Source organism: Massilia sp. 01N410 (assembly GCF_056399665.1).
Map to the genome: position 1 here is coordinate 201560 of NZ_JBFTRV010000006.1, position 23297 is coordinate 224856.

At 65.4% G+C, this 23297-nt stretch carries 21 protein-coding genes and 3 tRNA genes; 6 read left to right on the forward strand and 18 right to left on the reverse strand.

What is annotated here, in order from left to right; translation table 11 throughout:
- Positions 1-23: 23 nt before the first annotated feature.
- Positions 24-99, reverse strand: a tRNA-Asn gene (locus tag AC1DOP_RS10710).
- Positions 100-190: 91 nt separating this feature from the next.
- Between AC1DOP_RS10710 and purT the strand changes: the two genes are divergently transcribed.
- On the forward strand, positions 191-1408 hold the full coding sequence (purT, locus tag AC1DOP_RS10715) for a formate-dependent phosphoribosylglycinamide formyltransferase (protein WP_477251025.1): 1218 nt from the start codon (positions 191-193) through the stop codon (positions 1406-1408).
- Here purT and AC1DOP_RS10720 read toward each other — a convergent pair.
- The 4 genes from AC1DOP_RS10720 to AC1DOP_RS10735 form a co-directional block, all read right to left on the reverse strand.
- A complete protein-coding gene (locus AC1DOP_RS10720; protein ID WP_477251027.1) occupies positions 1380-1847 on the reverse strand; it encodes an RES family NAD+ phosphorylase in 468 nt (155 codons plus the stop codon). The two genes, purT and AC1DOP_RS10720, sit on opposite strands and share 29 nt — an antisense overlap.
- Before the next feature lie 55 nt (positions 1848-1902).
- A tRNA-Asn gene (locus AC1DOP_RS10725) sits at positions 1903-1978 on the reverse strand.
- A gap of 84 nt (positions 1979-2062) precedes the next feature.
- A tRNA-Asn gene (locus AC1DOP_RS10730) sits at positions 2063-2138 on the reverse strand.
- A 53-nt stretch (positions 2139-2191) separates the two neighbouring features.
- Complete coding sequence (locus tag AC1DOP_RS10735) at positions 2192-3403, reverse strand: amino acid aminotransferase (RefSeq protein WP_442121864.1); 1212 nt, start codon at positions 3401-3403, stop codon at positions 2192-2194.
- A gap of 107 nt (positions 3404-3510) precedes the next feature.
- Between AC1DOP_RS10735 and uvrB the strand changes: the two genes are divergently transcribed.
- The gene (gene uvrB / locus AC1DOP_RS10740; RefSeq protein ID WP_477251029.1) at positions 3511-5595 is read left to right on the forward strand and encodes an excinuclease ABC subunit UvrB; all 2085 of its coding nucleotides are present in this window, start codon (positions 3511-3513) and stop codon (positions 5593-5595) included.
- Between the two features lie 64 nt (positions 5596-5659).
- Here uvrB and AC1DOP_RS10745 read toward each other — a convergent pair whose 3' ends face one another.
- Positions 5660-6730, reverse strand: a complete 1071-nt coding sequence (locus AC1DOP_RS10745) for a trypsin-like serine protease (RefSeq protein ID WP_442121866.1) — start codon at positions 6728-6730, stop codon at positions 5660-5662.
- A gap of 227 nt (positions 6731-6957) precedes the next feature.
- Positions 6958-7407, reverse strand: coding sequence for an FKBP-type peptidyl-prolyl cis-trans isomerase (locus tag AC1DOP_RS10750; protein WP_442121867.1), 450 nt, complete (start codon positions 7405-7407; stop codon positions 6958-6960).
- Positions 7408-7542: 135 nt separating this feature from the next.
- Between AC1DOP_RS10750 and AC1DOP_RS10755 the strand changes: the two genes are divergently transcribed.
- Positions 7543-8034, forward strand: coding sequence for a hypothetical protein (locus AC1DOP_RS10755; protein ID WP_442121868.1), 492 nt, complete (start codon positions 7543-7545; stop codon positions 8032-8034).
- A 6-nt stretch (positions 8035-8040) separates the two neighbouring features.
- Here the strand turns inward: AC1DOP_RS10755 and AC1DOP_RS10760 are convergent, their stop codons facing one another.
- From AC1DOP_RS10760 to AC1DOP_RS10780, 5 genes are all read right to left on the reverse strand, one after another.
- Positions 8041-8487 (reverse strand): FKBP-type peptidyl-prolyl cis-trans isomerase, encoded by a 447-nt coding sequence (locus AC1DOP_RS10760; protein WP_442121869.1) that lies wholly within the window; start codon positions 8485-8487, stop codon positions 8041-8043.
- 54 nt (positions 8488-8541) lie between these two features.
- Entirely contained in the window at positions 8542-9786 is a 1245-nt protein-coding gene (locus AC1DOP_RS10765) for a glycosyltransferase (protein WP_477251033.1), read from the reverse strand.
- Between the two features lie 90 nt (positions 9787-9876).
- Positions 9877-10701, reverse strand: coding sequence for a helix-turn-helix domain-containing protein (locus AC1DOP_RS10770; protein WP_477251035.1), 825 nt, complete (start codon positions 10699-10701; stop codon positions 9877-9879).
- A 6-nt stretch (positions 10702-10707) separates the two neighbouring features.
- Positions 10708-11310: a MarC family protein gene (locus tag AC1DOP_RS10775; RefSeq protein ID WP_442121872.1), complete on the reverse strand. Its 603-nt coding sequence runs from the start codon at positions 11308-11310 to the stop codon at positions 10708-10710.
- A gap of 64 nt (positions 11311-11374) precedes the next feature.
- Positions 11375-13048, reverse strand: a complete 1674-nt coding sequence (locus AC1DOP_RS10780; RefSeq protein ID WP_442121971.1) for a methyl-accepting chemotaxis protein — start codon at positions 13046-13048, stop codon at positions 11375-11377.
- A 282-nt stretch (positions 13049-13330) separates the two neighbouring features.
- Here AC1DOP_RS10780 and AC1DOP_RS10785 point away from each other — a divergent pair, with 282 nt between their 5' ends.
- From AC1DOP_RS10785 to AC1DOP_RS10795, 3 genes are read left to right on the forward strand one after another with little or no spacing between them, the layout of a single operon-like run.
- Positions 13331-14062 (forward strand): gluconate 2-dehydrogenase subunit 3 family protein, encoded by a 732-nt coding sequence (locus tag AC1DOP_RS10785; RefSeq protein ID WP_442121873.1) that lies wholly within the window; start codon positions 13331-13333, stop codon positions 14060-14062.
- A gap of 22 nt (positions 14063-14084) precedes the next feature.
- Positions 14085-15854 (forward strand): GMC family oxidoreductase, encoded by a 1770-nt coding sequence (locus AC1DOP_RS10790; RefSeq protein ID WP_442121874.1) that lies wholly within the window; start codon positions 14085-14087, stop codon positions 15852-15854.
- Positions 15847-16221 carry a c-type cytochrome gene (locus AC1DOP_RS10795; RefSeq protein ID WP_477251038.1) on the forward strand — a complete coding sequence of 125 codons (375 nt, stop codon included), beginning with the start codon at positions 15847-15849 and terminating at the stop codon, positions 16219-16221. The genes AC1DOP_RS10790 and AC1DOP_RS10795 overlap by 8 nt, the downstream gene beginning before the upstream one ends.
- A gap of 30 nt (positions 16222-16251) precedes the next feature.
- Here the strand turns inward: AC1DOP_RS10795 and AC1DOP_RS10800 are convergent, their stop codons facing one another.
- The 6 genes from AC1DOP_RS10800 to hflK form a co-directional block, all read right to left on the reverse strand.
- Positions 16252-17670, reverse strand: coding sequence for an SH3 domain-containing protein (locus tag AC1DOP_RS10800; RefSeq protein ID WP_477251040.1), 1419 nt, complete (start codon positions 17668-17670; stop codon positions 16252-16254).
- A gap of 132 nt (positions 17671-17802) precedes the next feature.
- Positions 17803-18345, reverse strand: a complete 543-nt coding sequence (locus AC1DOP_RS10805; RefSeq protein WP_442121877.1) for a phosphoribosyltransferase — start codon at positions 18343-18345, stop codon at positions 17803-17805.
- Between the two features lie 23 nt (positions 18346-18368).
- Positions 18369-19679, reverse strand: coding sequence for an adenylosuccinate synthase (locus AC1DOP_RS10810; protein ID WP_442121878.1), 1311 nt, complete (start codon positions 19677-19679; stop codon positions 18369-18371).
- A 3-nt stretch (positions 19680-19682) separates the two neighbouring features.
- Positions 19683-20837 (reverse strand): ATP phosphoribosyltransferase regulatory subunit, encoded by a 1155-nt coding sequence (locus tag AC1DOP_RS10815; protein WP_442121879.1) that lies wholly within the window; start codon positions 20835-20837, stop codon positions 19683-19685.
- 207 nt (positions 20838-21044) lie between these two features.
- Positions 21045-21923 carry a protease modulator HflC gene (gene hflC / locus AC1DOP_RS10820; protein ID WP_477251043.1) on the reverse strand — a complete coding sequence of 293 codons (879 nt, stop codon included), beginning with the start codon at positions 21921-21923 and terminating at the stop codon, positions 21045-21047.
- Positions 21923-23296, reverse strand: a complete 1374-nt coding sequence (hflK, locus tag AC1DOP_RS10825; protein WP_442121881.1) for an FtsH protease activity modulator HflK — start codon at positions 23294-23296, stop codon at positions 21923-21925. Before hflK ends, hflC begins: the two co-directional genes overlap by 1 nt.
- Position 23297: the final 1 nt, after the last annotated feature.

Below are 23297 nucleotides of genomic sequence, written 5' to 3' on the forward strand. Positions count from 1 at the left end.
ACTGAAGCGGCCTTTTCATGTTCTGGCTCCCCGACCTGGACTCGAACCAGGGACCTGCGGATTAACAGTCCGTCGCTCTACCGACTGAGCTATCAGGGAATTGAGGCACGCATTATAACCGCTGGACCGAATCTGGCAAGGTTTTTTTATTTTGTTATAGTGCTCGCTTCCCTCCACACCATCCACTGCAATGACGAAAGCACCCATCCTCGGTACGCCCCTGTCTCCCTCCGCCACGAAAGTGATGCTGCTCGGCTCCGGCGAGCTCGGCAAGGAAGTCATCATTTCCCTGCAGCGCCTCGGCGTCGAAGTGATCGCCGTCGACCGCTATGCCGACGCGCCGGGCCACCAGGTCGCGCACCGCGCCCACGTGATCGACATGACCGACGGCGAAGCCCTGGCCGCGCTGATCGCACAAGAGAAGCCCGACCTGGTCGTGCCGGAAATCGAGGCGATCGCGACAAGCAAGCTGGCCGAGCTCGAAGCGCTAGGTGCCATCACCTGCATCCCCACCGCCCGCGCCGCCCAGCTGACCATGAACCGCGAAGGCATCCGCCGCCTGGCCGCCGAGGAACTGGGCCTGGCCACCTCGCCCTACCGCTTCGCCAGCAGCCTCGACGAGCTGAAGGCGGCCTGCGCCGAGATCGGCTTTCCGAACGTCGTGAAACCGGTCATGTCCTCATCCGGCAAGGGCCAGTCGAAACTGGACAGCATGGATGACGTCGAGAACGCCTGGAACTACGCGGCCGCCGGCGGGCGCGTGGATGCCGGCCGCGTGATCGTCGAAGGCTTCATCGATTTCGACTACGAGATCACCCTGCTGACCGTGCGCTCGTCGAACGGCAACGGCGAGATCGTCACCGGCTTCTGCGAGCCGATCGGCCACAAGCAGGTCCACGGCGACTACGTCGAATCCTGGCAGCCGCAGCCGATGAGCCCGCGCGCCCTGGAGAGCGCGCGCGAGATCGCCAGCAAGGTCACCGCCAGCCTGGGCGGCCGCGGCGTGTTCGGCGTCGAGCTGTTCGTGAAGGGCGACATGGTGTGGTTCTCGGAAGTCAGCCCGCGTCCGCACGACACCGGCATGGTGACCATGGCGACCCAGGTCCAGAGCGAGTTCGAACTGCATGCCAAGGCTATCCTCGGCCTGCCGGTGAATCCGGAACTGCGCGCGCCGGGCGCCTCCGCCGTGATCTACGGCCAGCTGGAGCAGGCCGGCATCGCCTTCGAAGGCGTGGCCGAGGCGCTGCGGGTGCCGGGTTCGGACATCCGCCTGTTCGGCAAGCCGGAATCCTTCGCGCGCCGCCGCATGGGCGTGGCGCTGGCGACCGCGCCGGATATCGAGACCGCGCGCCAGCGTGCGCTGGAGGCGGCCGGCAAGGTCAAGCCGGTATCCGGCAAGAAGAACTAAGCGTCAGCCTGGGGTCGTAGCTCCACTTCCGGACTTTCCGGGCCGTGATCAGCCTGGTGTCCGGATGCGCGGGATTGACGAGCACGTTGAACTCTTCGTTGACGACGACCGAGGGTACGAAGATCAGCGCGCTGCCATTGGCCTTGATCCAGCCGTCGCCCGCGTCCAGACTCACCTTGCCCGCCGGCATGGCATCCCAGCCGACCGGCGGCGCATCCAGCCGGCGCGCCCTGTCCCAGACCGCATCGGGAATGGACAGTTCCACCAGATAACGGCTCAGCGGCAGGCCGCCCGCCTTGATGTGGTTGAAAGTTTCCAGCACGGCCAGCGAAATGGTCGTGGCACAGTAGAGCATGGCATTGCCGGGCCGCTTCCAGCGGCCGCCGGACAGCTTGGCGCCCGCGCCGGAGAGGAAGAGTAGATCAAATGAGCCGGCCACACGAGCAAGCCACGAAAAAAAGGCCGCTTCGACTGAAGCGGCCTCTTCTGAATTCTGGCTCCCCGACCTGGACTCGAACCAGGGACCTGCGGATTAACAGTCCGTCGCTCTACCGACTGAGCTATCAGGGAATTGATGTTGCTATTATAGCTTCCCCATCGCGACTTGCACAGAGTGAGTTTCCAACCGTGCATGCCTCGCCGAGGCTTGAAACCTGGCTCCCCGACCTGGACTCGAACCAGGGACCTGCGGATTAACAGTCCGTCGCTCTACCGACTGAGCTATCAGGGAATTGCCTACTTGCTCTTCCAATTCATGCGTGCTGAATCGGAAGAGCCAAGAGTTTAGAGAACTTTTGCGATCGCGTCAACGACCCGATCGATGTTCTTTGAATTCATCGCGGCAACACAGATGCGGCCGGTGTCCACGGCATAGATCGATTCCTCGCGCAGCTTGCCCACCTGCTCCTTGGTCAGACCGGAATAGGAGAACATGCCGACCTGCTGGCGCACGAAGCCGAAGTCCGTGCCCGGCGCTTTCTCGGCCAGCTTTTTCACCAGCTCTTCGCGCATCTCCTTGATGCGCACGCGCATGCCGGCCAGTTCCTCTTCCCACAGGCGGCGCAGTTCCGGGGTCGACAGCACGGTGGCGACGACCTTGCCGCCGTGCACAGGCGGGTTCGAGTAGTTGGTGCGCACCACGCGCTTCAGCTGCGACATCACGCGCGCCGCTTCTTCGCTGGATGCCAGCACGACCGACAGCGCGCCGACGCGCTCGCCGTACAGCGAGAAGGATTTCGAGAACGAGTTCGACACCAGCAGCGGGCCGCCGGCGTCGACGAAGCGGCGCACCACGGCGCCATCTTCGGCGATGCCCGAGCCGAAGCCCTGGTAAGCCATGTCCAGGAAGGGGATCAGGCCGTTCGCGCGCACCACGTCGATCACCTGGCCCCACTGGTCGGCCGTCAGGTCGGCGCCGGTCGGGTTGTGGCAGCAGGCGTGCAGGACCACGATCGAAGCTTCCGGCATCGCTTTCAAGGAGGCCAGCATGCCTTCGAAATTCACGCCGTGGGTGGCCGGATCGTAGTAGCTGTAGTTGTTGACGTCGAAGCCGGCGCTTTCGAACAGCGCGCGGTGGTTTTCCCAGCTCGGGTCGCTGATGTAGACCGCCGAGCCCGGCGAGAAACGCTTCAGGAAGTCGGCGCCGATCTTCAGTGCGCCGGTGCCGCCGAGGGCTTGCACGGTGACCGCACGCTTCTCTTGAATTACCGCGCTGTCGGCCCCAAATACGAGTTCTTGCACAGCCTTGTCATACGCACCCAGGCCTTCGATCGGCAGATAGGTGCGGGGCGCAGGTTGTTCCATCAGCATCGCTTCCGCCTTGCGTACACATTCCAGCAGGGGCACTTTTCCGTTGTCATCGTAGTAGACGCCGACGCCGAGATTGATCTTGGCCGGATTGGTATCTGCATTGAAGGCTTCGGTAATGCCCAGGATGGGGTCGCGTGGGGCCATGGCGATGGCGCCGAAGATGCTGGCAGGAACTGTGGAATTCATCGTGATAAACTCTGGTTTGTCGGCTGGGTTCGCAGCGGTTGTATAGACAGCGGCTTGGATGTTGCAGTGCCGCAGGCGGATTCCCATTCTAGCAAAGGTCTGAACTCATGGCAGAACTATCGGTCGCAAATTCCCCCGCGCCCACCGTCATCACTTTCCCGGATTCTCCGTTCAAGCTGCACCAGCCCTTCCCTCCCGCCGGCGACCAGCCGACCGCGATCCAGGGCCTGGTCGAGGGCATCGACGACGGCCTGATGTACCAGACGCTGCTGGGCGTAACAGGCTCCGGTAAAACGTACACCATGGCCAACGTGATTGCCCGTGCGGGCCGTCCGGCGATCGTCTTCGCGCCGAACAAGACGCTCGCGGCCCAGCTCTACGCGGAGTTCCGCGAGTTCTTCCCGCAGAACGCGGTCGAGTACTTCGTCTCCTACTACGACTATTACCAGCCGGAAGCCTATGTGCCGCAGCGCGACCTGTTCATCGAAAAGGACTCGTCGATCAACGAGCACATCGAGCAGATGCGCCTGTCCTGCACCAAGTCGCTGATGGAGCGCCGCGACGTCGTCATCGTCGCCACCGTCTCGGCCATCTACGGTATCGGTAATCCGGACGAGTACCACAAGATGGTGCTGACCCTGCGGGCCAAGGACAAGGTCGCGCAGCGCGACGTGATCGCCCGCCTGATCCAGATGCAGTACACGCGCAACGAGATGGACTTCGCGCGCGGCACCTTCCGCGTGCGCGGCGACACCATCGACATCTTCCCGGCCGAGCACGCGGAACTCGCGATCCGCGTCGAGATGTTCGACGACGAGATCGAATCGCTGCAACTGTTCGACCCGCTCACCGGCAAGGTACGCCAGAAGATCCCGCGCTTCACCGTCTATCCGGGCTCGCACTACGTGACCGGGCGCGCCACCGTCCTGAAAGCCGTCGACTCGATCAAGGCCGAGCTGCGCGACCGCCTCGAATTCTTCCGCGAACAGGGCAAGCTGCTGGAAGAGCAGCGCCTCGAGCAGCGCACCCGTTTCGACCTCGAGATGCTGGCCGAAGTCGGCTTCACGAAGGGCATCGAGAACTACTCGCGCCACCTGTCCGGCGCGATGCCGGGCGAACCGCCGCCGACCCTGATCGACTACCTGCCGAAAGACGCGCTGATGTTCATGGACGAGTCGCACGTGATGATCGGCCAGCTGAACGCGATGTACAACGGCGACCGTTCGCGCAAGACCAATCTGGTCGACTACGGCTTCCGCCTGCCCTCGGCGCTGGACAACCGGCCCCTGAAGTTCCAGGAATTCGAGAACAAGATGCGCCAGTGCATTTTCGTCTCAGCAACGCCTGCCGATTACGAGAAGGAGCACGCCGACAACGTGGTCGAGCAGGTGGTGCGTCCGACCGGCCTGGTCGACCCGCAGGTGATCGTGCGCCCGGCGCGCTCGCAGGTCGACGACCTGATGGGCGAGATCACCGACCGCATCGCCAAGGACGAGCGGGTGCTGGTGACCACGCTGACCAAGCGCATGGCCGAGCAGCTGACCGAATACCTGAGCGACCACGGCATCAAGGTGCGCTACCTGCACAGCGACATCGATACCGTCGAGCGCGTCGAGATCCTGCGCGACCTGCGCCTGGGCACCTTCGACGTGGTGGTCGGCATCAACCTGCTGCGCGAGGGCCTGGACTTGCCGGAAGTCTCGCTGGTGGCCGTGCTGGACGCCGACAAGGAAGGCTTCCTGCGTTCCGAGCGCTCGCTGATCCAGACCATCGGCCGCGCCGCGCGTAACCTGAACGGCGTCGCGATTTTGTACGCCGACCAGATCACCGACTCGATGAAGAAAGCCATCGACGAGACCGAACGCCGCCGCGCCAAGCAGATCGCCTTCAACGCAGCGAACGGCATCACGCCGAAGGGTGTGAACAAGAAGATCAAGGACATGATCGACGGCGTCTACAGCGCCGCCGCGGCCAAGAACATGGCCGAGGCGGAGGAGACCGCGAAGATCGAAGGCATGAGCGAGAAGCAGATCTCGAAAGAGATCAAGCGCCTCGAGAAGCTCATGGTCGACCATGCCAAGAACCTCGAGTTCGAGAAGGCGGCCCAGGTTCGGGACCAGCTGCATGTGCTCAAGCAGCAGGCTTTCGGGGCGCCGGGGGCGGACAATGTGGTGTCGATTCTGGGCAAGTAAGCCTTGATCGCCCCCCCCAAAGTAAAAAGCGGCCCGCGGGCCGCTTTCTTCATGCACGTGCAGATTACTGCTTGCGACGACGGCGCAGGCCGCCCAGCATCGCACCGCCCAGGGCCAGCAGCGCCAGGCTGCCCGGTTCCGGAACGAAGGTGATGTTGCCGTCGGTTGCCTGGTGCAGGTAGTCGACGTAGGAACCCAGGATGATGCCGCCGAACAGGGTGCCGAAGGTGCCGGCCACCTGGCTGGCGAACAGGCGGGTTTCGAAGGTGTTGTTGGCAACGACCATCAGCTCGCCGTACAGCTCGACGAAGGACGGACCGCCCGAATCGCCGCCGCCGATGCCGGCTTCGACGCCGTTCGGCAGCGCCACGGTGCAGATGTTGAAGTAGGTGCAGAAGGTGTCCTTGCCGTTGCCGTCGAAGTCGGCATAATAGACTTCGTTGCCGCTCTTGATGCCCTCGTCGTCGCCCTCGAAATAGTCGGTGACGTTCTCGCCGACACGCTTGGTGTCGTAGCGCGGAGCGACGTAATGGCCGTTGATGCCGTCGCCCGAGGTGCCGTAGCCGGCCATGATGATGTGCGAGCCGGCGACCAGCTCGGTGGTGGCGACCTTGTAGATCTTGGCGCTGGCCGGTGCGTCCTTGCTCAGGGTGATCACCGAGATGTCGTCGTTCACGCAGCCCTTGCTGCCGTCCGGGCAGTTGTTGAAGCCTTGGTAATCCGGATTCATCGAGACCTTCGAGGCCGAGATGATCGAGTTGTAGGTGCCGTTGCTGTTGAAGGCGACCAGCACGCTGTTGTTCGGATTCTTCAGGTCGATGACCTTGCCGTCGCCATACTGGTCGACGCAGTGGCCGGCCGAGATGACCTGGCGTTTGCCGACCAGGGCGCCGGAGCAGATGTAGTAATCGTTGCCGTACTGGATCTGGATTGCGACCACACCGGAAAACTTCGAGGACGACACGTTCGGATCGACGTGCGCGGCCGGGGTATCCGGCAGTGCGCCGGCGGTAATGACCGGGGTATTGATTGCACCGGCGATGCCTGCCTGCGCGGCACCGCTGATCCCGAAGAGTGCGCCGGTGGCGATGGTGATACCCAACAGCTTATTGAACGACAGTTTCCGATTACGCATTTTTTATCCTTTGTAGTAACAGCGTTATGTCTGCGGCACTTTGTAAGCTCGCGCGGATAGTGCATGCAGGAACTATGCCAGAAAGAAAAGATGCTTAAAAATTAATGACATACGGAAACGGCACTTCACGAATACTTACCAGTTGTAAATTTTTCCGACAGTAAATGCACAAGAAAAAACCGCAGGTCCTCGCGGAGCCTGCGGTTCGGGCTGGGGCTGCCGCTGCCTTATTTCACGTCGAGCAGGCTGACGTCGAAAATCAGGTTGGCGTTCGGCGGAATCGGCCCCGCGCCGTTGTTGCCGTAGGCGAGCGCGGCCGGCACTACCAGGGTGCGCTTGCCGCCCGCCTTCATCCCGACCAGGCCCTCGTCCCAGCCCTTGATGACCTTGCCGGCGCCGAGCTGGAAGGTGAAGGGCTCGCCGCCGACCGAGCTGTCGATCTGGAGGCCATGCTGGCCCGGCTCCTTGGGCGAATACAGCCATCCGGTGTAGTGCACGGTCACGGTGGAACCGGCCGCGGCGGCCTTGCCCTTGCCGACGACGGTGTCGGTTTTCTGCAGCGGCCTGGCGGCGGCGGCCACCGGAGCCTTGGGGATGGCCGCAGCCTGGGCGATGGCAGGACCGAGGGCCAGGCTCAGTCCAAAGGCAAGTGCGGCGCGCGAAAGAATGGAAGTCATCGGGATTTGCTCTGCTGGTTGGGAAAGGGTGGCACTAGTATTGCCGAGGTGCAGTATTTGTACAAGCGACAACGCTATTCACCCTTTCTCCGTGTTAATGTTGAGGCAGACTAACCCGAAAGAAAGGACATCACCATGCAAGCCCGATTCATTGCCGCCGCAGTGCTGATCCTCCTCGAGGCCGCAGCGGCGCCGGCCTTTGCCGCGCCCGACGTCAACTACCTGCAGAACGAACTCGACGGCCGTGGCCGCTGCCTCGGCACGGCCGGTCCCGACGTCGCCATGATGGCCTGCAATAAATCGCCGACGCAGCAATGGTTCGCCACCCGCGGCGAGCTGCCGGGCTTCGACAAATTCCACACGGTGGCGGACGGCGAGACCGTCTGCCTGGCGGCGCACCCGAACGACCGCAAGAACGTGCTGGTGATGGAGCCCTGCAGCCGCGCCGACAGCCAGCAATGGACGATCGAGCGCCTGAGCGACGTGCCGCGCCAGATGCTGCTGACCAATCGCGAAACCGGCGCCACCCGCTGCCTGGAAGCGCTGCAGACCGGCATCAGGATGACGGCCTGCAGCCGCCGCCAGAACGGCCACCGCTGGCACAGCAATTACGAACCGACGATGTAAAGCGCTTTATTGGACGTCGAGCAGCTCGACATCGAAGATCAGGTTGCTGTTCGGCGGAATCGGGCCCGCGCCCTGCTCGCCATAGCCCATCGCGGCAGGCACGATCAGGGTGCGCTTGCCGCCCACCTTCATGCCCTGCACGCCCTGGTCCCAGCCCGGGATGACCTGGCCGGCGCCGAGGCGGAAGCTGAAGGGTTCGCGGCCGATCGAGGAATCGAACTGGGCGCCGTGCTGCAGCTGGGCACTCGGCGCGTACAGCCAGCCCGTGTAGTTGACGACCACGGTGGAACCGGCCACCGCTTCCTTGCCGGTGCCGGTCACGGTATCGATCTTCTGCATGGCGATCGGGGTCGCGTCGGACGGCGCCGCGGAAGGCGCGTGGCCGCGCTTGCAGCCGGCCAGGGTGAGGGAAAGCGCCAGGCCGAGGGCGCACACGGAAAGCAGCTGTTTCATGTTCTTGTTCTTTCGTAGTGATGGATGCCGGCGCAGGATACACCCCGCCCGCCCCTAGGGCAACGGCAGGCGTGCAATGCCGCCCAGGATGCGGTCGGCGGCGCGGCCGACGCCATCTTCGAGCGCCATCTCCTCCGCTACCTCGTGCGCCCGCTCGCGCATGGCCGGCGCGCAGGCGGCGGCAATCAGCGCGGCCGGATCGGCGCCGGCGAATTCCTCCATCGGGCAGGTGAGGCCGATTCCACGCGCACGCAGGCGCCCGGCCCAGAAGAACTGGTCGCCGGCAAACGGCACCACCACCGAGGGCACGCCGGCGCGCGCCGCCGCATGCGTGGTCCCCGCCCCGCCGTGGTGGATGACCGCGGCGGTGCGCGGGAACAGCCATTCGTGCGGCGTGTCGCCCAGCACCAAGACGTCCGGCGGCAACCGCGACAGGTCGACGCCGCTCCAGCCGGGATAGAACAGCACGCGACGGGTGGCGGCGATTCCGCAAACCGTCTCCAGCAGCGTCTGGGGATCCATGCCCGCCATGCTGCCGAAGCCGATGTAGACCGGCGCCTCGCCGGCGGCCAGGAAGGCGGACAGCGATGCCGGCGGCTGCCACCCGGCGGCGGCGGGAAGCTGCCAGCTGCCGGTCAGCTCGACCTCGGCCGGCCAGTCGTCAGGACGCGGCAGCAGGGCCGGCGAACAGCCGTACAGGGTCGGATAGCCCTTCCACAGGCGCCGGCGCGGCGCCGCCCCGAACACGTCCCTGCGCGCCGCGTTCACGGCCGGCCGGAACATCGCCCAGGTCAGGCTGTTGAATGCCTGGTGCGTCAGCCGGTTGGCCCAGCCGGGCAGCCTGCGCGGACGCAGGAAGGCGGCGCCGAACTCGCGCGTGGGCGTCAGCGGCCACAGCGCGGTGCCGATGCAGGGAATGGCGAGGGCCTCGGCCACGGCCAGGCCGACGAAGGCCGCCAGGCCGGAAAACACCAGCACGTCGCTGCCCTGGGCCGCCGTGCGCGCGGTCGCCATCCACGCCGTCGTGTGCTCGCGCGCGAGCCGGGCGCAGGCGCGCGCGACCCGCGACATGTCGGCGCGGCCGTCGATGGATTTGGCGAGCGTGCCGCCCGGCTGCACCGCCTTGCGGATGTCGCCGGCCAGGGCCGTGAACGGGATGCCGTGTTCGCGCGCCAGCGGGGCGCAGGCGCGGTCGGCCAGCAGCCGGGCTTCGTGCCCGCGCCGGATCAGTTCTCTGGCGAGCGCCGCCAGCGGGCGCGTGTCGCCGTCGGTGCCATAGGTGAGGAAAGTGATCTTCATGTCATGCCTTGCTTGTCGAAGGCATGATTGTCGGCCTGCTAGCCGGGGCGAGGCTTGTACGAATCCGACATCGTCATCGTGACCGTCGCGTCACAGCCGGTAAGCCCAGTAATCGCGGTCGGAAGCGATACTTTCTTCCAGGCGCGAAGGCGGCAGGCCGGCCAGTTCGCGCAGTTCGCGCGCCATGTGGGCCTGGTCGGCGTAGCCCAGTTCGGCCGCCAGCGCGGCCAGCGTCTCCTTGGGCGCGGCCGGGTCGCGCAGGGCGTAGACGGCTTCGTTCATGCGCTGCAGGCGCCTCGCCTGGGCCGGCGTGACACCGATCCGCTCGCGGTAGCGGCGCTGCACCTGGCGCTCGCCGACGCCGAGCGTGCGCGCCGTCTCCGCCACGCCTTCGTGGCTGGCGATACGGCGCAGGCTGCGGCCCAGCGCCGCGTCCCAGCCGGCGCGGCGCTCGCGCCAGCGCGCGGCAATCCACGCCTCGATCCATGCGGTCTGCGCGGCCTCGTCGAGGTCCGCCAGGGCCCGCGGCCAGGCTTCCCAATCGGCGTCCAGCCAGCCGGCGGCCGGCTCGTCGCGGTCCTGCAGACGGACCGGCGCGATGCCGGTCAGGAGGGCGAAGGCATCGGGATAGAAGATCGCGGACAGCGATCGCACCGGCGCCAGCGACAGCGACGTGACCGGGCGCGTGCGCGGCCCCGAGACCAGCAGGCCGGACAGGGCGCGCGTGCCGCCCTCCTCCGCCGCCATGGCGATGGCGCCGTCGAGGATCAGGCTCAGGCTGCAATGGACCATCGCCGGAAAGCGGTTCAGGTGGGGCTGCGGCGGCGGCCAGGGCTCGTCGAGGGTCGACATGAAGCCGATCCCGTACAGGACCTCGGACAGTTCGCCTTGCGGCTGGTGCATCGAGGTCCGCATGCGGCCTTACTCGCCGAGCGTCTTGACGAAGGCGCGCACGCCGCCCAGCAGCATCTCGACCGACATCGCCGTCAGGATCAGGCCCATCAGGCGCTCGAAGGCGGTCATGACCTGGGCGCCGAGCGCCTTCTGCAGGCGCTCCGCCGCCAGGAACACGGCCAGCCAGACCAGGCCGACGGCGGCCAGCGCGGCCACGTGGACCATCACTTCCGCCGTCGTCTGCGAGGTGAACAGCAGCACGGTGGCCAGCGCCGAGGGGCCGGCCAGCGCGGGGATCGCCAGCGGCACGATGAAGGGCTCACCGCCTTCGCTGCGGCCCAGCACGCCGTCCGGATGCGGGAAGATCATGCGGATCGCGATGATCAGCAGGATCACCGCGCCGCCGATGCGCAGCGAGATGTCGGTCAGGTGCAGCGCTTCCAGGAAGTGCCGGCCGAAGAACATGAAGACCAGCAGCAGCAAGAAGGCGATCGCGCATTCGCGCACCACGATGCGCGGCCGGCGGGCCGGTTCGACCTCCTTCAGCGCGGTGACGAACAGGGGAACGTTGCCGAAGGGGTCGGTAACGAGCAGGAGCAGGATGAAGGTCTGGAAGAAGCTTTGGGTCATGGGATCGGTCAAGGTATTTGTTGCAATCTTAACCGATCGGCATCCGTACCCATCGATTTACCGGTCAAAAGCTTTCCCACGCCTCCGCAGCCGGTTCCGGGTTGCGGCCCCGTGCCGCCGGACCTGCGGGCGCCGCGGCTGCCAGTGCCTTGCGCGCCGGCGCCGGCGACCGGACCGACTGAGCCGGCTGGGCCGGCATGTCTTTCAGCTTGAATACGCGCATCGCGTCGGACAGGTCCGCAGCCTGCTTCTGCAGGGTTTCGGAGGCCGCCGCAGCCTCCTCCACCAGCGAGGCATTCTGCTGGGTGGTCTGGTCCATCTGGCTGACCGCTTCGTTGATCTGCTCGATGCCGAGGGTCTGCTCGCGGGTGGCGGCGCTGATGTCGCCCATGATATCGGTGACGCGGCGGATACTCGCCACGATCTCGCCCATCGTGGTGCCGGCCTTGGCCACCAGGGCGCTTCCCGTTTCCACGTTGCCGACCGAGGCATCGATCAGGGTCTTGATCTCCTTGGCGGCGGCAGCCGAACGCTGGGCCAGGTTGCGCACCTCGCCGGCCACCACGGCGAAGCCGCGGCCCTGCTCGCCCGCCCTGGCCGCCTCCACCGCGGCGTTCAGCGCCAGGATATTGGTCTGGAAGGCGATACCGTCGATCACAGCGATGATGTCGACGATTTTCTTCGACGAGGTATCGATCAGCCCCATCGTTTCGACCACCTGGTGCACCACCGCGCCGCCCTTGGCCGCCACTTCGCTTGCCGAGGCGGCCAGCTGATTGGCCTGGCGCGCATTGTCCGAGGTCTGCTTGACGGTCGAGGTCAGCTCTTCCATCGACGAAGCGGTTTCTTCGAGCGAGCTGGCCTGCTGCTCGGTGCGCGACGACAGTTCGAGGTTGCCCGCGGCGATCTCGTCGCTCGCACGGGCGATATTGCCGGCGCCCTGGACCACGCTATGCACCAGCTCGCGCAGCGAGTGATTCATCGCGCGCAGCGCTTCCAGCAGTTGTCCGGCCTCGTCCCTGGATGTGACCTGGATATCCGCCGTCAGGTCGCCCTTGGCGACGCGGCGCGCGATCCCGATCGCGGTTTCGAGCGGCTTGACGATGCTGCTGCGAAGCAGCCATCCACAGGCGACCACCAGCAGCACCAGCATCACGCTCAGCGCGGTCTGCATGCGCAGGCTGGCGGCCGCGGCCTGCTCGGCCTGCGCTGCGCTGGCGTCGATGGCCTTGCGCTGCATGTCGACCATGTCACGCAGCAAGCCCTGGTACTTGGCCGAAGCCGGGATGAACTTCTCTTCGAGCACGTGCGTTGCGGTCTCGACATCGTTCATTTCCTTGGCCTTGGTCACCGCGGCTTTCTGGACGTTGTAGAAATCACGCGCATCGGCGATCTGCTGCAGCAGCTTGGCCTCTTCCGGCGAGGTCAGCAGCTGCTTCACCTTTTTCAGGATTTCGCCGGCTTCCTTGCTGCCCGTCGCCGAATCTTCGGCAAAGAACGCAACCAGCGCATTGTCGCTGCTCTTCGCGATTGCCAGCGTCCTGCGCGAACCGCCGTAGATGGTGCGGTACCAGTCGCTGACCAGCCTTTCCTTGGCCAGTGGCAAGGCCATCAGTTCCTTGGTCGATGCCGTCATCCTGTTCAGCTGCCAAAGTCCGACGCCGGTAGTTGCAATCGAAAAGAGCAGGACGATTGCGAAGACGAGCGCAATCTTTTTGCCGATGTTGAGGTTTTTCATCATTTACATGTACGCAATCCGCCGTCGCACGGCACCAGTGTTCAATAACGGGAGGCCCCGCTGTCAGGTCCGGAATATGCCGCAATAATTTCCGCATAGCAACATAAAATTTGTATGTGTCGGCATCGGCGCAACACCCGATATGCATGGGCATAAAACCGGTTTATGATGCCCAAGGGAAATTTTGTTTCTTCCGGCCGTTTAAAATTTCATATTTACAGCAAGGCATCGGTGTTTCCTGCCGGGCCTTCCTGTCCTCCGTTTTCACAGGATACAAACAGCATGACCGACCCTACCCAACCCAAGCCGCGTCGCGACTTCCTGATCAAGTCACTGGTCGGCGCGGCCGGCGCAGCGAGCGCTTCCCTGCCTCTCACCGGAAAGGCCCAGGCGGCCAACGGACAGCCCGCCGCCCCCGCCGCCGCCGCGGAAGCGCCGGCCGGCTACGAATGGCTGCGTCCCGGCGAGCAGGCATTCGTCGAAGCGCTGGTCAATCACATGTGCCCGGCCGACCAGTACACCCCGAACGGGGTCGACATGGGCCTGAACATCTACTTCGACCGTGCCCTCGCCGGCAACTGGGGCCAGGGCGACCGCCTCTACCTGCAAGGCCCCTTCAGGCAAGGCAGTGCCAACCAGGGTTACCAGCTGGCCATGACCCCCGCCGCCCTGTTCCGCGCCGGCACCGAAGGCCTGGCCGACTACTGCCAGGCGACCTTCAAGAAGCCCTTCGATGCCCTGCCGTCCGAGGCCAGGGAGCAGCTGCTCAAGGACCTGCAGGCAGGCAAGATCGCCTTGCCGAACGGCGTGCCGGCCAAGCCGTATTTCGCGCAGCTGCTGCAGATGTTCTATGAAGCCATGTTCTCCGACCCGATCTATGGCGGTAACCGCGACAAGATGGCCTGGAAGATGATCGGCTACCCGGGCGTGAACACCACCAACAAGCTGAACATCGTCAAGTTCAAGAACAAACCGTATCGCACGCAGCCGGTCGGCATTGCCGACCTCAGCTGAAGCAAACACCAACGGAACCGCAATGAAGAAAATGAATGAAGTGGATGTCGTGCTGGTCGGCGCCGGCTGGACCGGCGGCATCCTGGGCAAGGAATTGTCCGAAGCAGGCATGACCGTGGTATGCCTCGAGCGGGGCGGCCCGCAGGCCTCGTCGGAAGACTTTACCGTGCCGCGCATGCGCGACGAACTGTCGCTGGGCATCCGCAACGGCATGATGGTCAACACGACCGACCAGACCGAAACCATCCGCAACCACGCCGGGGAAACCGCGCTTCCCTATCGCCGCCTCGGATCCTACCTGATGGGTACCGGCGTCGGCGGCGCATCGACGCACTGGAACGGCCATACCTGGCGCTGGACCGACGACGAGTTCAAGATCCGTTCGCGCTACGAGGACAAGTACGGCAAGAAGTACATTCCCGAAGACATGACGATCCAGGACTGGGGCATCAGCTACAAGGAACTGGAGAAGTACTACGACAAGTTCGAGAAGGTTGCCGGCATCTCCGGCAAGGCGGGCAACATCAAGGGCAAGAAGATCGCCGGCGGCAACGTCTTCGAAGCGCCGCGATCGAACGACTATCCGCTGCCGCCGGTCGAACAGACCCTGGCCGGCGAGCTGTTCGAAGATACGGCCAGGAAGATGGGTTACCACCCCTTCCCGCGCCCGACCGCGAACACCTCGCGCGCCTATACCAACCCCGACGGCGCCAAGTTCGGCGAATGCCAGTACTGCGGCCACTGCGAGCGCTTCGGCTGCGAATCGAACGCCAAGGGCGGCGCCCACATGACCGTGCTGCCGGCCGCCCTGAAGCAGAATACCTTCGAGCTGCGCACCAACGCCTGGGTCACCCGCATCGAGCGCGACGCCTCGGGCAGGAAAGCGACCGGCGTCACCTACGTCAACCTGGCGAACGGCGAAGAAGTCTTCCAGCCAGCCAAGATGGTCGTGCTGACTGCCTACGCGCTGAATAATGTCCACCTGATGCTGGTCTCCGGCATCGGCCAGGTCTACGACCCGGCCACCGGCAAAGGCCTGATCGGCAAGAATTACTGCTACCAGACCGGCGCCAGCGCCACGCTGTTCTTCGAAGACAAGCTGTTCCACCCTTACATGTCGGCGGGCGGCACCAGCACCCTGATCGACGACTTCAACGCCAACTGGGACTTCGACCGCACGCCCTTCGGCTACATCGGCGGTTCGATCATCGGCACCGTGCAGTATGGCGGCCGTCCGATCCAATGGCACCCGGTGCCAGGCGGTACGCCAGCCTGGGGCAACAAGTGGAAAGAGGAAACCGCCAAGTGGTACGAGCGCGCGATGAACATCGCGGCCGCCGGCAGCGTGATGCCGAACCGCGGCAACTTCCTCGACCTCGACCCGACCTACCGCAACCGCCTCGGCATGCCGCTGATGCGCATGACCTTCGACTACAAGGACAACGAGCGCAAAATTTCGGCGCACTCGGCCGAGGTCATCAACAAGATTGCACAGGCAATGAGCCCTGCTCACCTGAACAAGGCGGCGCCGCGCAATTCGTGGAACGCGACCGTGTACCAGAGCACCCACAACACGGGCGGCACCATCATGGGCACGAATCCGGGCAACTCGGTCACGAACAAATATGGCCAGGTGTGGGACGTCGACAACCTGTTCATCATGGGCGCCTCGCTGTTCCCGCACAACTCGGCCTACAACCCGACCGGTCCCGTCGGCGCGATCGCCTACATGGCAGCCGATATCATCAAGAAAGTCTACGTCAAGAATCCAGGAAAGCTCATCGATGCCTAAGTTCGTCAATTCGTCTGCAATCACGTTCGCGGCCCTCGCCGCCTTCTCCCTGCACGCCCAGGCCGCCGACGACCTCGGCAAGAAGACCTTCGAAACCTGCGCCGCCTGCCACTCGCTGAAAGCCGGCGAGAACGGCGTCGGCCCGGACCTGCACAACATCGTCGGCCGTACCGCCGGCCTTGAGCCTGGCTTCCGCTTCTCGGGTCCGATGAAACGCAGCGGCATCACCTGGGACGAAAAGAGCCTGACCGAATTCTTGCGCGCGCCGCAGGAAAAAGTGCCGGGCAACCGCATGCCCTTCTCCGGCATTCCGGACGAGGCGGCGCTGAAGGCGGTCGTGCAGTACCTGGCGACGGCCAGCAAGTAAGCCCACGCCCCGGCCTGGTGACCGGCGGCCTCAGGGCCGCGTCGGCTGCACCAGGCTCGTCATCGCATCCACGTACAAGGTCCGCTCGTCCGCATACAGCGGCAGCAGCGGCGTGACCGACACCTGGTTCAGTTTCGTCTTGCGAACCTGGCCGCCGGCCGGATCCCTGAACACCGCGTAAGGCACGTCCTGGATCACATAGGGCTCGCCGTTCACGTGGCCGATGATCATCAGCACGTGGCCGGGGACGACCACCAGGTCGCCCACCTGGGCCTCGGCCAGGGCGCGCACGCGGTCCTCATGGCTGTCCTTGTCGGTAAAAGTCCGGTGCTGGAACAACGGCATGCTGCCCTGCAGGGCGGAGCTGGGCGGCAGGTACAGGCCCATGCTGCGGTAGACCTCGCCGGTCAGGCCGCTGCAGTCGCGCGCATTGAACTGGTGGCCCCAGCCGTAACGCTCGCCGAGCAGTTTGAAGGCCTGGCGGATGATGTTGGCGCGGGTGACCGGCAGGTAGCCGGGCGCGCTGTCCGCACTGCGGCGCAGCAGGGCCGGCCTGAATTCGAGCGCCCCGCCCTGCCCGCGCACCGGCAGCAGCAAGGGCCAGGACGCGTAGGGGCTGGCGCCGTTCACCGGTTCGCCGGGCGGCACATCGGCGGCCGGCAGCGCCGTACCCATGTCCAGCAGCACTTCCGACACCTCGGGCGCTTCCGGCGTGAACACGGTGCGCACCTGGTCGCCGGTGACGACCCGGCCCGGGGCACGGGTGGCATAGCCGAACACGGCGTCGCGCGCGCCTTCGGCGATGTCCTTGCTTCTCACCCAGGCCGGGCCCTGGGTCGACATCACCAGCAGCCAGTTGCGATCAAGGCTCTGGTGGGCGATCAGGACCGGCTCGCCCGGGAAGAGGACGCCGGCCTGCAGGCTTTCATAATCGCGGTTGTCGGCGGCCGGGTAGAAGTTGCGTTCGGCCGGCATCGTGCGCAGTTGGGCGCGGCGCACGCTGAGGCCGTAGCGGGCCGGCGCCGATGCCGCGATCCGTTCCGGCGCGCCGTTCCTGCGGACGGCGTCCAGGGTCGCCGCGCCGACCGGCTTGCCGTCCTCGTCGACCGCAATCTTGACCGGCGTCGCCTGCTCGGCCTGCGTCAGCCAGTCGGCCACCTGGGCGCGTTCCAGGGTCGCCGGCAGGCGCTGCAGGTCGATGAAGCCGCCGCCCGGCGCGAAGGCTTGCGTCCGTTTGGCCGCCGCCTGGCGCGCGTTCAGCAGCACCATGTCCGGTTCCAGCAGGCGGTGGATCCAGAAATCGGGATTCAGCATCTCCTCGCTGAAGGCGGGGATGCCGGAGGCGGATACCGGGGCCGGGGCGCGCTCGTCGGCGGCCAGTGCGGGGTGGGTGGCGCATGTGATCGCCACGGCCAGCGCCAGGGTGCGCAGCTTGGTGCTCGTCTTCATCGTCGTCTCCATTTTTTATGGATGAAGCTTACATGAAGACGGGCAAAAAAATCGGGGCGCGCGGCCCCGATTCAGCTTGGCCCCCCGCCTGCGCGGGGGCGACGACTAAAAGGCGCGAGAGCGCCGTCGTCTTCAGTTCTTCTCGAACTTCTTCATCCACGCCGACAGCTGGTGCGGACGCAGGCCATCGTAGTCTTCGAACGGCTGGTGGATCCACGGGTTGTGCGGCAGGTCTTCCAGGTGGTAGTCCGGAACCAGCGACGAGGTGCCCTTGACCCAGATGACGGCCGAACGCACTTCGGTGACGTCCGGGTAGTTGGCGGTCAGGTGCTCGCTCACTTTTGCCAGGGTCACGCCGGAGTCGGCCAGGTCATCGACCAGCAGGATCTTGCCGGCCAGCGGACCCTTGGTCATCGTCATGTACTTGGCGATGTCCAGGTCGCCCTGCTTCTTGCCGGATTCTTCGCGGTAGGAGCTGGTCGACAGGATCGCCAGCGGCACGTCGAAGATGCGCGAGATCACGTCGCCGGGACGCACGCCGCCGCGCGCCAGGCACAGGACCATGTCGAACTTCCAGTTCGATTCGTAGACCTTCAGCGCCAGGCGCTCGACCAGGCGGTTGTACTCATCCCAGGAGACCCACAGATCCTTGTCGGTCGATGCAGGAGTATTCATAGCTTTGGTAATTCCTATTGTTCTTATGCGGCAAACGGGTGACGCAGCACGATGGTTTCTTCACGGTCCGGACCGGTCGACACCATATCGACAGGAACACCGACCAGCTCTTCGATGCGCTTGATGTAAGCGCGGGCAGCGGCCGGCAGCTCGTCCATGGACTTGGCGCCGACAGTGCTTTCCTTCCAGCCCGGCATCTCTTCGTAGACCGGCACGCAGGCGGCCGCCTCTTCCGCGCCGACCGGGAAGATGTCGACGTCACGGCCGTCGATCTTGTAGCCGGTGCACAGCTTCAGGGACTCGATGCCGTCCAGGACGTCGAGCTTGGTCAGGCACATGCCGGTCACGCCGTTGATCTGGACCGAGCGGCGCAGCAGCGCGGCATCGAACCAGCCGCAGCGGCGCGCACGGCCGGTCACGGTGCCGAACTCGTGGCCCACGCGCGACAGGTGCTCGCCGACGCCGGCGTCGGTCGGCAGTTCGGACGGGAACGGGCCCGAACCCACGCGGGTGGTGTAGGCCTTGGTGATGCCCATGATGTAGTGCAGCATGCCCGGACCCACGCCCGAACCGGCGGCAGCGTTGCCGGCCACGCAGTTCGACGAGGTCACGAACGGATAGGTGCCGTGGTCGACGTCCAGCAGCGAGCCTTGCGCGCCTTCGAACAACAGGTGGCCGCCGGCCTTGTGGGCTGCGTACAGGGCCGAGCTGACGTCGCCGACCATCGGACGCAGGCGCGGCACCAGGGCCATCGCGTCGTCGAAGGTCTTCTGGAAGTCGATTGCCTGGGATTTCAGGTAACCGGTCAGCACGAAATTGTGGTAGTCCAGGTTCTCGCGCAGCTTTTCGGCGAAGCGGGTCTCGTTCAGCATGTCGGCGATACGGATCGCGCGGCGTGCCACCTTGTCTTCGTAGGCCGGGCCGATGCCCTTGCCGGTGGTGCCGATCTTGTTGACGCCGCGGGCCGCTTCACGGGCGACGTCGATGGCGACGTGGTAAGGCAGGATGACCGGGCAGGCTTCCGAGATCTTCAGGCGCGAAGCGACTTCGACGCCGGCAGCTTCCAGCTTGTCGATCTCGCGCATCACGTCCGGTACCGAGACCACGACGCCGTTGCCGATGTAGCAGGCCACGCCTTCGCGCATGATGCCCGACGGGATCAGTTGGAGTGCCGTCTTCTGGCCCTTGATCACCAGCGTGTGGCCGGCATTGTGGCCACCCTGGAAACGCACCACGCCGGCGGCATGGTCGGTCAGCCAGTCGACGATCTTACCCTTGCCCTCATCGCCCCATTGGGTGCCGATGACAACGACGTTCTTAGCAGTATTTGACATCACTTAACCTAAGTTTTTGAGAATCCAATTTCCTTGTTCGAGGACGAGCACACGGTCGCACTCGAACTCGTCCTGTACGTTTTCATGACCCGGCATGGACTGGATCACGACTTCGCCTGCCTTGCGCAGTTCAGCGATTTTTTCGCGCAGCTCGGGCGCATTGCCCCACGGCGCACGGATGGCGTGTTTGCGGTCGGCGGTCGGCAGCAGCCGCGCCAGCTCGCGCAGGTCGAGAGAGAAGCCGGTTGCCGGACGCGCGCGTCCGAAGGCTTCGCCGACGTGGTCGTAACGGCCGCCGCGGGCGACGGCATTCGGCAGGCCCGGCACGTAGAGCGCGAACATGGCGCCGCTCTCGTACTGGTAGCCGCGCAGGTCGGCCAGGTCGATCGCCACCTGGGCGCGGCCGATCGCACAGCCGGCCAGCGCCGCCAGTTCGGCCAGCGCGCGGGTGATGCCCGGCAGCGCCGGCAGCACTTCTTTTGCACGGGTCAGCACGTCGACGTCGCCATACAGGTTCGGCAGCGCCATCAGGGCGGCGCGGGTCGCTTGCGCATGGTTCTGCGTCGCTTCGTCCAGGCCCGGCATGTCCTTCGATTTCAGCAGGCCGTGCAGCAGCTGCTCGTCGCGTTTGGCGGCCGGGTCTTCGGCCAGGATCGCGCGCAGCACGCCGGCGTGCGACAGGTCCAGGCGCGGCTGTTCGAAGCCGGCCAGCGCCAGCGTGGCGAGGGCCAGTTCCTGGATCTCGGCGTCGGCTTCGAGGCCGGCGTGGCCGTAGATTTCGGCGCCGATCTGGAGTTGTTCACGGGTCGCGTGCAAGCCGGACGGGCGGGTGTGCAGCACCGTGCCGGCATAGCACAGGCGGGTGACGCTATCCCTGTTCAAGAGGTGCGCGTCGATGCGGGCGACCTGGGTCGTCATGTCGGCGCGCAGGCCGAGCAGGCGGCCGCTCATCGAATCGACCAGCTTGAAGGTCTTGGAGTCGGTGTCCTGCCCTGCGCCGGCCAGCAGCGATTCGACGTACTCGAGCATCGGCGGCATGACCAGCTCGTATCCATAGGTGCGGAAGGTGTCGAGCATGAGGCGGCGCAGTTCCTCGATCTTGCGCGCTTCGGACGGCAAGACGTCGGCGATATTCTCGGGCAGTAGCCAGGTAGGCATGGGCAAAGCGATTGGGTTCGTTAAAGATAGGGCAACGGAGCACGCGGCTTTGCACGCGTATTCTGCGCCGAATCGACGATTTTAACCGAAAACCGGCCGGGATTGGCGCGGAAGATGGGTGGAGCGATTGTTAACGTTGCTTCGTGGGCACGGGGTGCCCACCCTACAGTATGCGTAGGGTGGGCGCCCCGCGCCCACGCCCACACGTCATTTACCCGCGCCGGGCCCGCGGAAATACTTGAAGAACTCGGAATTCGAATCCAGCACCAGCACGTCGCTGCGGCTCTTGAAGGTGGCGCGATAGGCCTCCAGCGAGCGGTAGAAGCGGTAGAACTCGGGGTTCTTGCCAAAGGACTGGGCATAGATCTGGCTCGCCTTGGCATCGCCCTCGCCCCTGATGGTTTCGGCGTTGCGGAAGGCTTCGGCCAGGATCACGCTGCGCTGGCGTTCGGCGTCGGCGCGGATCTGCTCGGCTTCGGCCGTGCCGGTCGAGCGGGTCTCGGCGGCCACGCGCAGGCGCTCGGCCTTCATGCGCTCGAACACCGCGTTGTTGACCTGGGCGGTGAAGTCGACGCGCTTGAGGCGCAGGTCGACGATCTCGACGCCGAGCTGGCGGCTGTTGGCGGCCACGCGCTCGCGCAGGGCATTCGCCAGCTCCTGGCGCTGGCCGGAGACGACTTCGCCGACCTTGCGGGTGGCGATCTCGGCGTTCATGGCCACCTGCACCACCTGGGCCACGCGTTCGGCGCCGCGTCCGGCGTTGCCGCTGCCGACCGCGCCCAGGTACTGGCGCGGATCCGTGATGCGCCATTTGACGAAGGCGTCGACCAGCAGGTCCTTCTTCTCCGCCGTCACGAAGCGTTCGCCGTCGGCGGTGTCGAGGGTCTGCAGGCGCTTGTCGAGGTAGACCACGGTCTGGAGCGGCGACGGCAGCTTGAAGTGCAGGCCGGGCTCCTTGATCACCTCGCGCAGCTCGCCGAGGGCATAGACCACGGCATAGCGGTGCTGGTCGACCACGAAGAAGCTCGAGGCGAGCAGGCTCAGGACGATGGCCGCCCCGATCACGATCGAAATCAGACGGCTCATCAGCGGGTCTCCCTTTCACGCGAGGAATCGCGGCTGCGCGGATCGATCTTGCGCACCGATTCCAGCGGGTGGTTCTCCGTTGCGGGCACGGCCTGGACCTGCTGTTGCGGGTTCTGCGGCTGCGGCGCTTGCTGACCCTGGGCCTGCTGCTGGGCCTGGGGCTGCTGCGCCTGGTTCGGCTGGCCCTGGGCGCCCTGCGGCGCCGGCATGACCGGGCCCGAACGGCTGCCCATCGCCTGCTCGTTGGCGACCGACTGGTTCAGCATGCGGTCGAGCGGCAGGTAGATCTGGTTCGAGGTCTTGGCGTCGATCATGACCTTGCTGGTGCTGGAGAAGATCTGCTGCATGGTGTCGATGTACATGCGGTCGCGGGTGACGCCCGGCGCCTTCGCGTATTCGGCCACGACCTGGTTGAAGCGGGCGACATTGCCTTCCGCCGTGTTCACGGTGGTCGCGCGGTAGGCTTCGGCATCCTGCTTCATGCGCTCCGCCTTGCCCTTGGCCTGCGGGACGATGTCGTCGGCATAGGCCTGGGCTTCGCTGCGGGCACGGGACCGGTCTTCCTGGGCCTTGACGGTTTCCTCGAAGGCGCTTGCCACCTGCTCGGGCGCCGCCAGCGACTGCACGGTCACGCCGGTGACGTCGGCGCCCATCTTGTAGCGCTCCAGCATCTGCTCGACCATGACGCGCGCTTCGCCGGCCAGCTTGTCGCGGTTTTCGGCGAGCACGGCATCCATGCTGCGGCGGCCGACCAGTTCGCGCACGGCGGTTTCGGCGGCATCGCGCATGGTCTCGACCTGGTCGCTGTTGTTGAACACCCAGGCGACCGGATCGGTGACCTTGTACTGCACCGAGAACTGGACGTCGACCAGGTTCTCGTCCGCGGTCAGCATCAGGGCTTCGTTCAGCTGCTTGTTGCGCACGTTCGCGCGGTAGCCGACTTCGACGGTCTGGACCTGGCTCACGTTGACCGTCTGGTGGGCCTGGAACGGGGCCGGCCAGCGCCAGTTGAAACCGGCGCCGGTCTTGTGCGACAGCTCGCCGAAGGTGGTGACGAGGCCGACCTGGCCTTCCGGCACGATGAAGGCGCCGCTGGCGAGCCAGATCAGGACCAGGATGGCGCCGACCACGGTCGCGGTGACGCCGACGCCCCGGGCATCCGGGCGATAGCCGCCACCATCGCCGCCGCGCTTGCCGAACAGGCGGTTCAGGCGCTGATTGAAATCGCGCCACAGCTGGTCGAGATCGGGCGGACCGTCGTTGCCCTGGTTCTTACCCTGCTGGATCTTGCGTTCGTCGCCGGGTTTGTGGCCCCAGCGGGGATCGTTCAGTGACAGGGTGATGCCGAGACGTTTGAAGAGTGAAACGAGCATA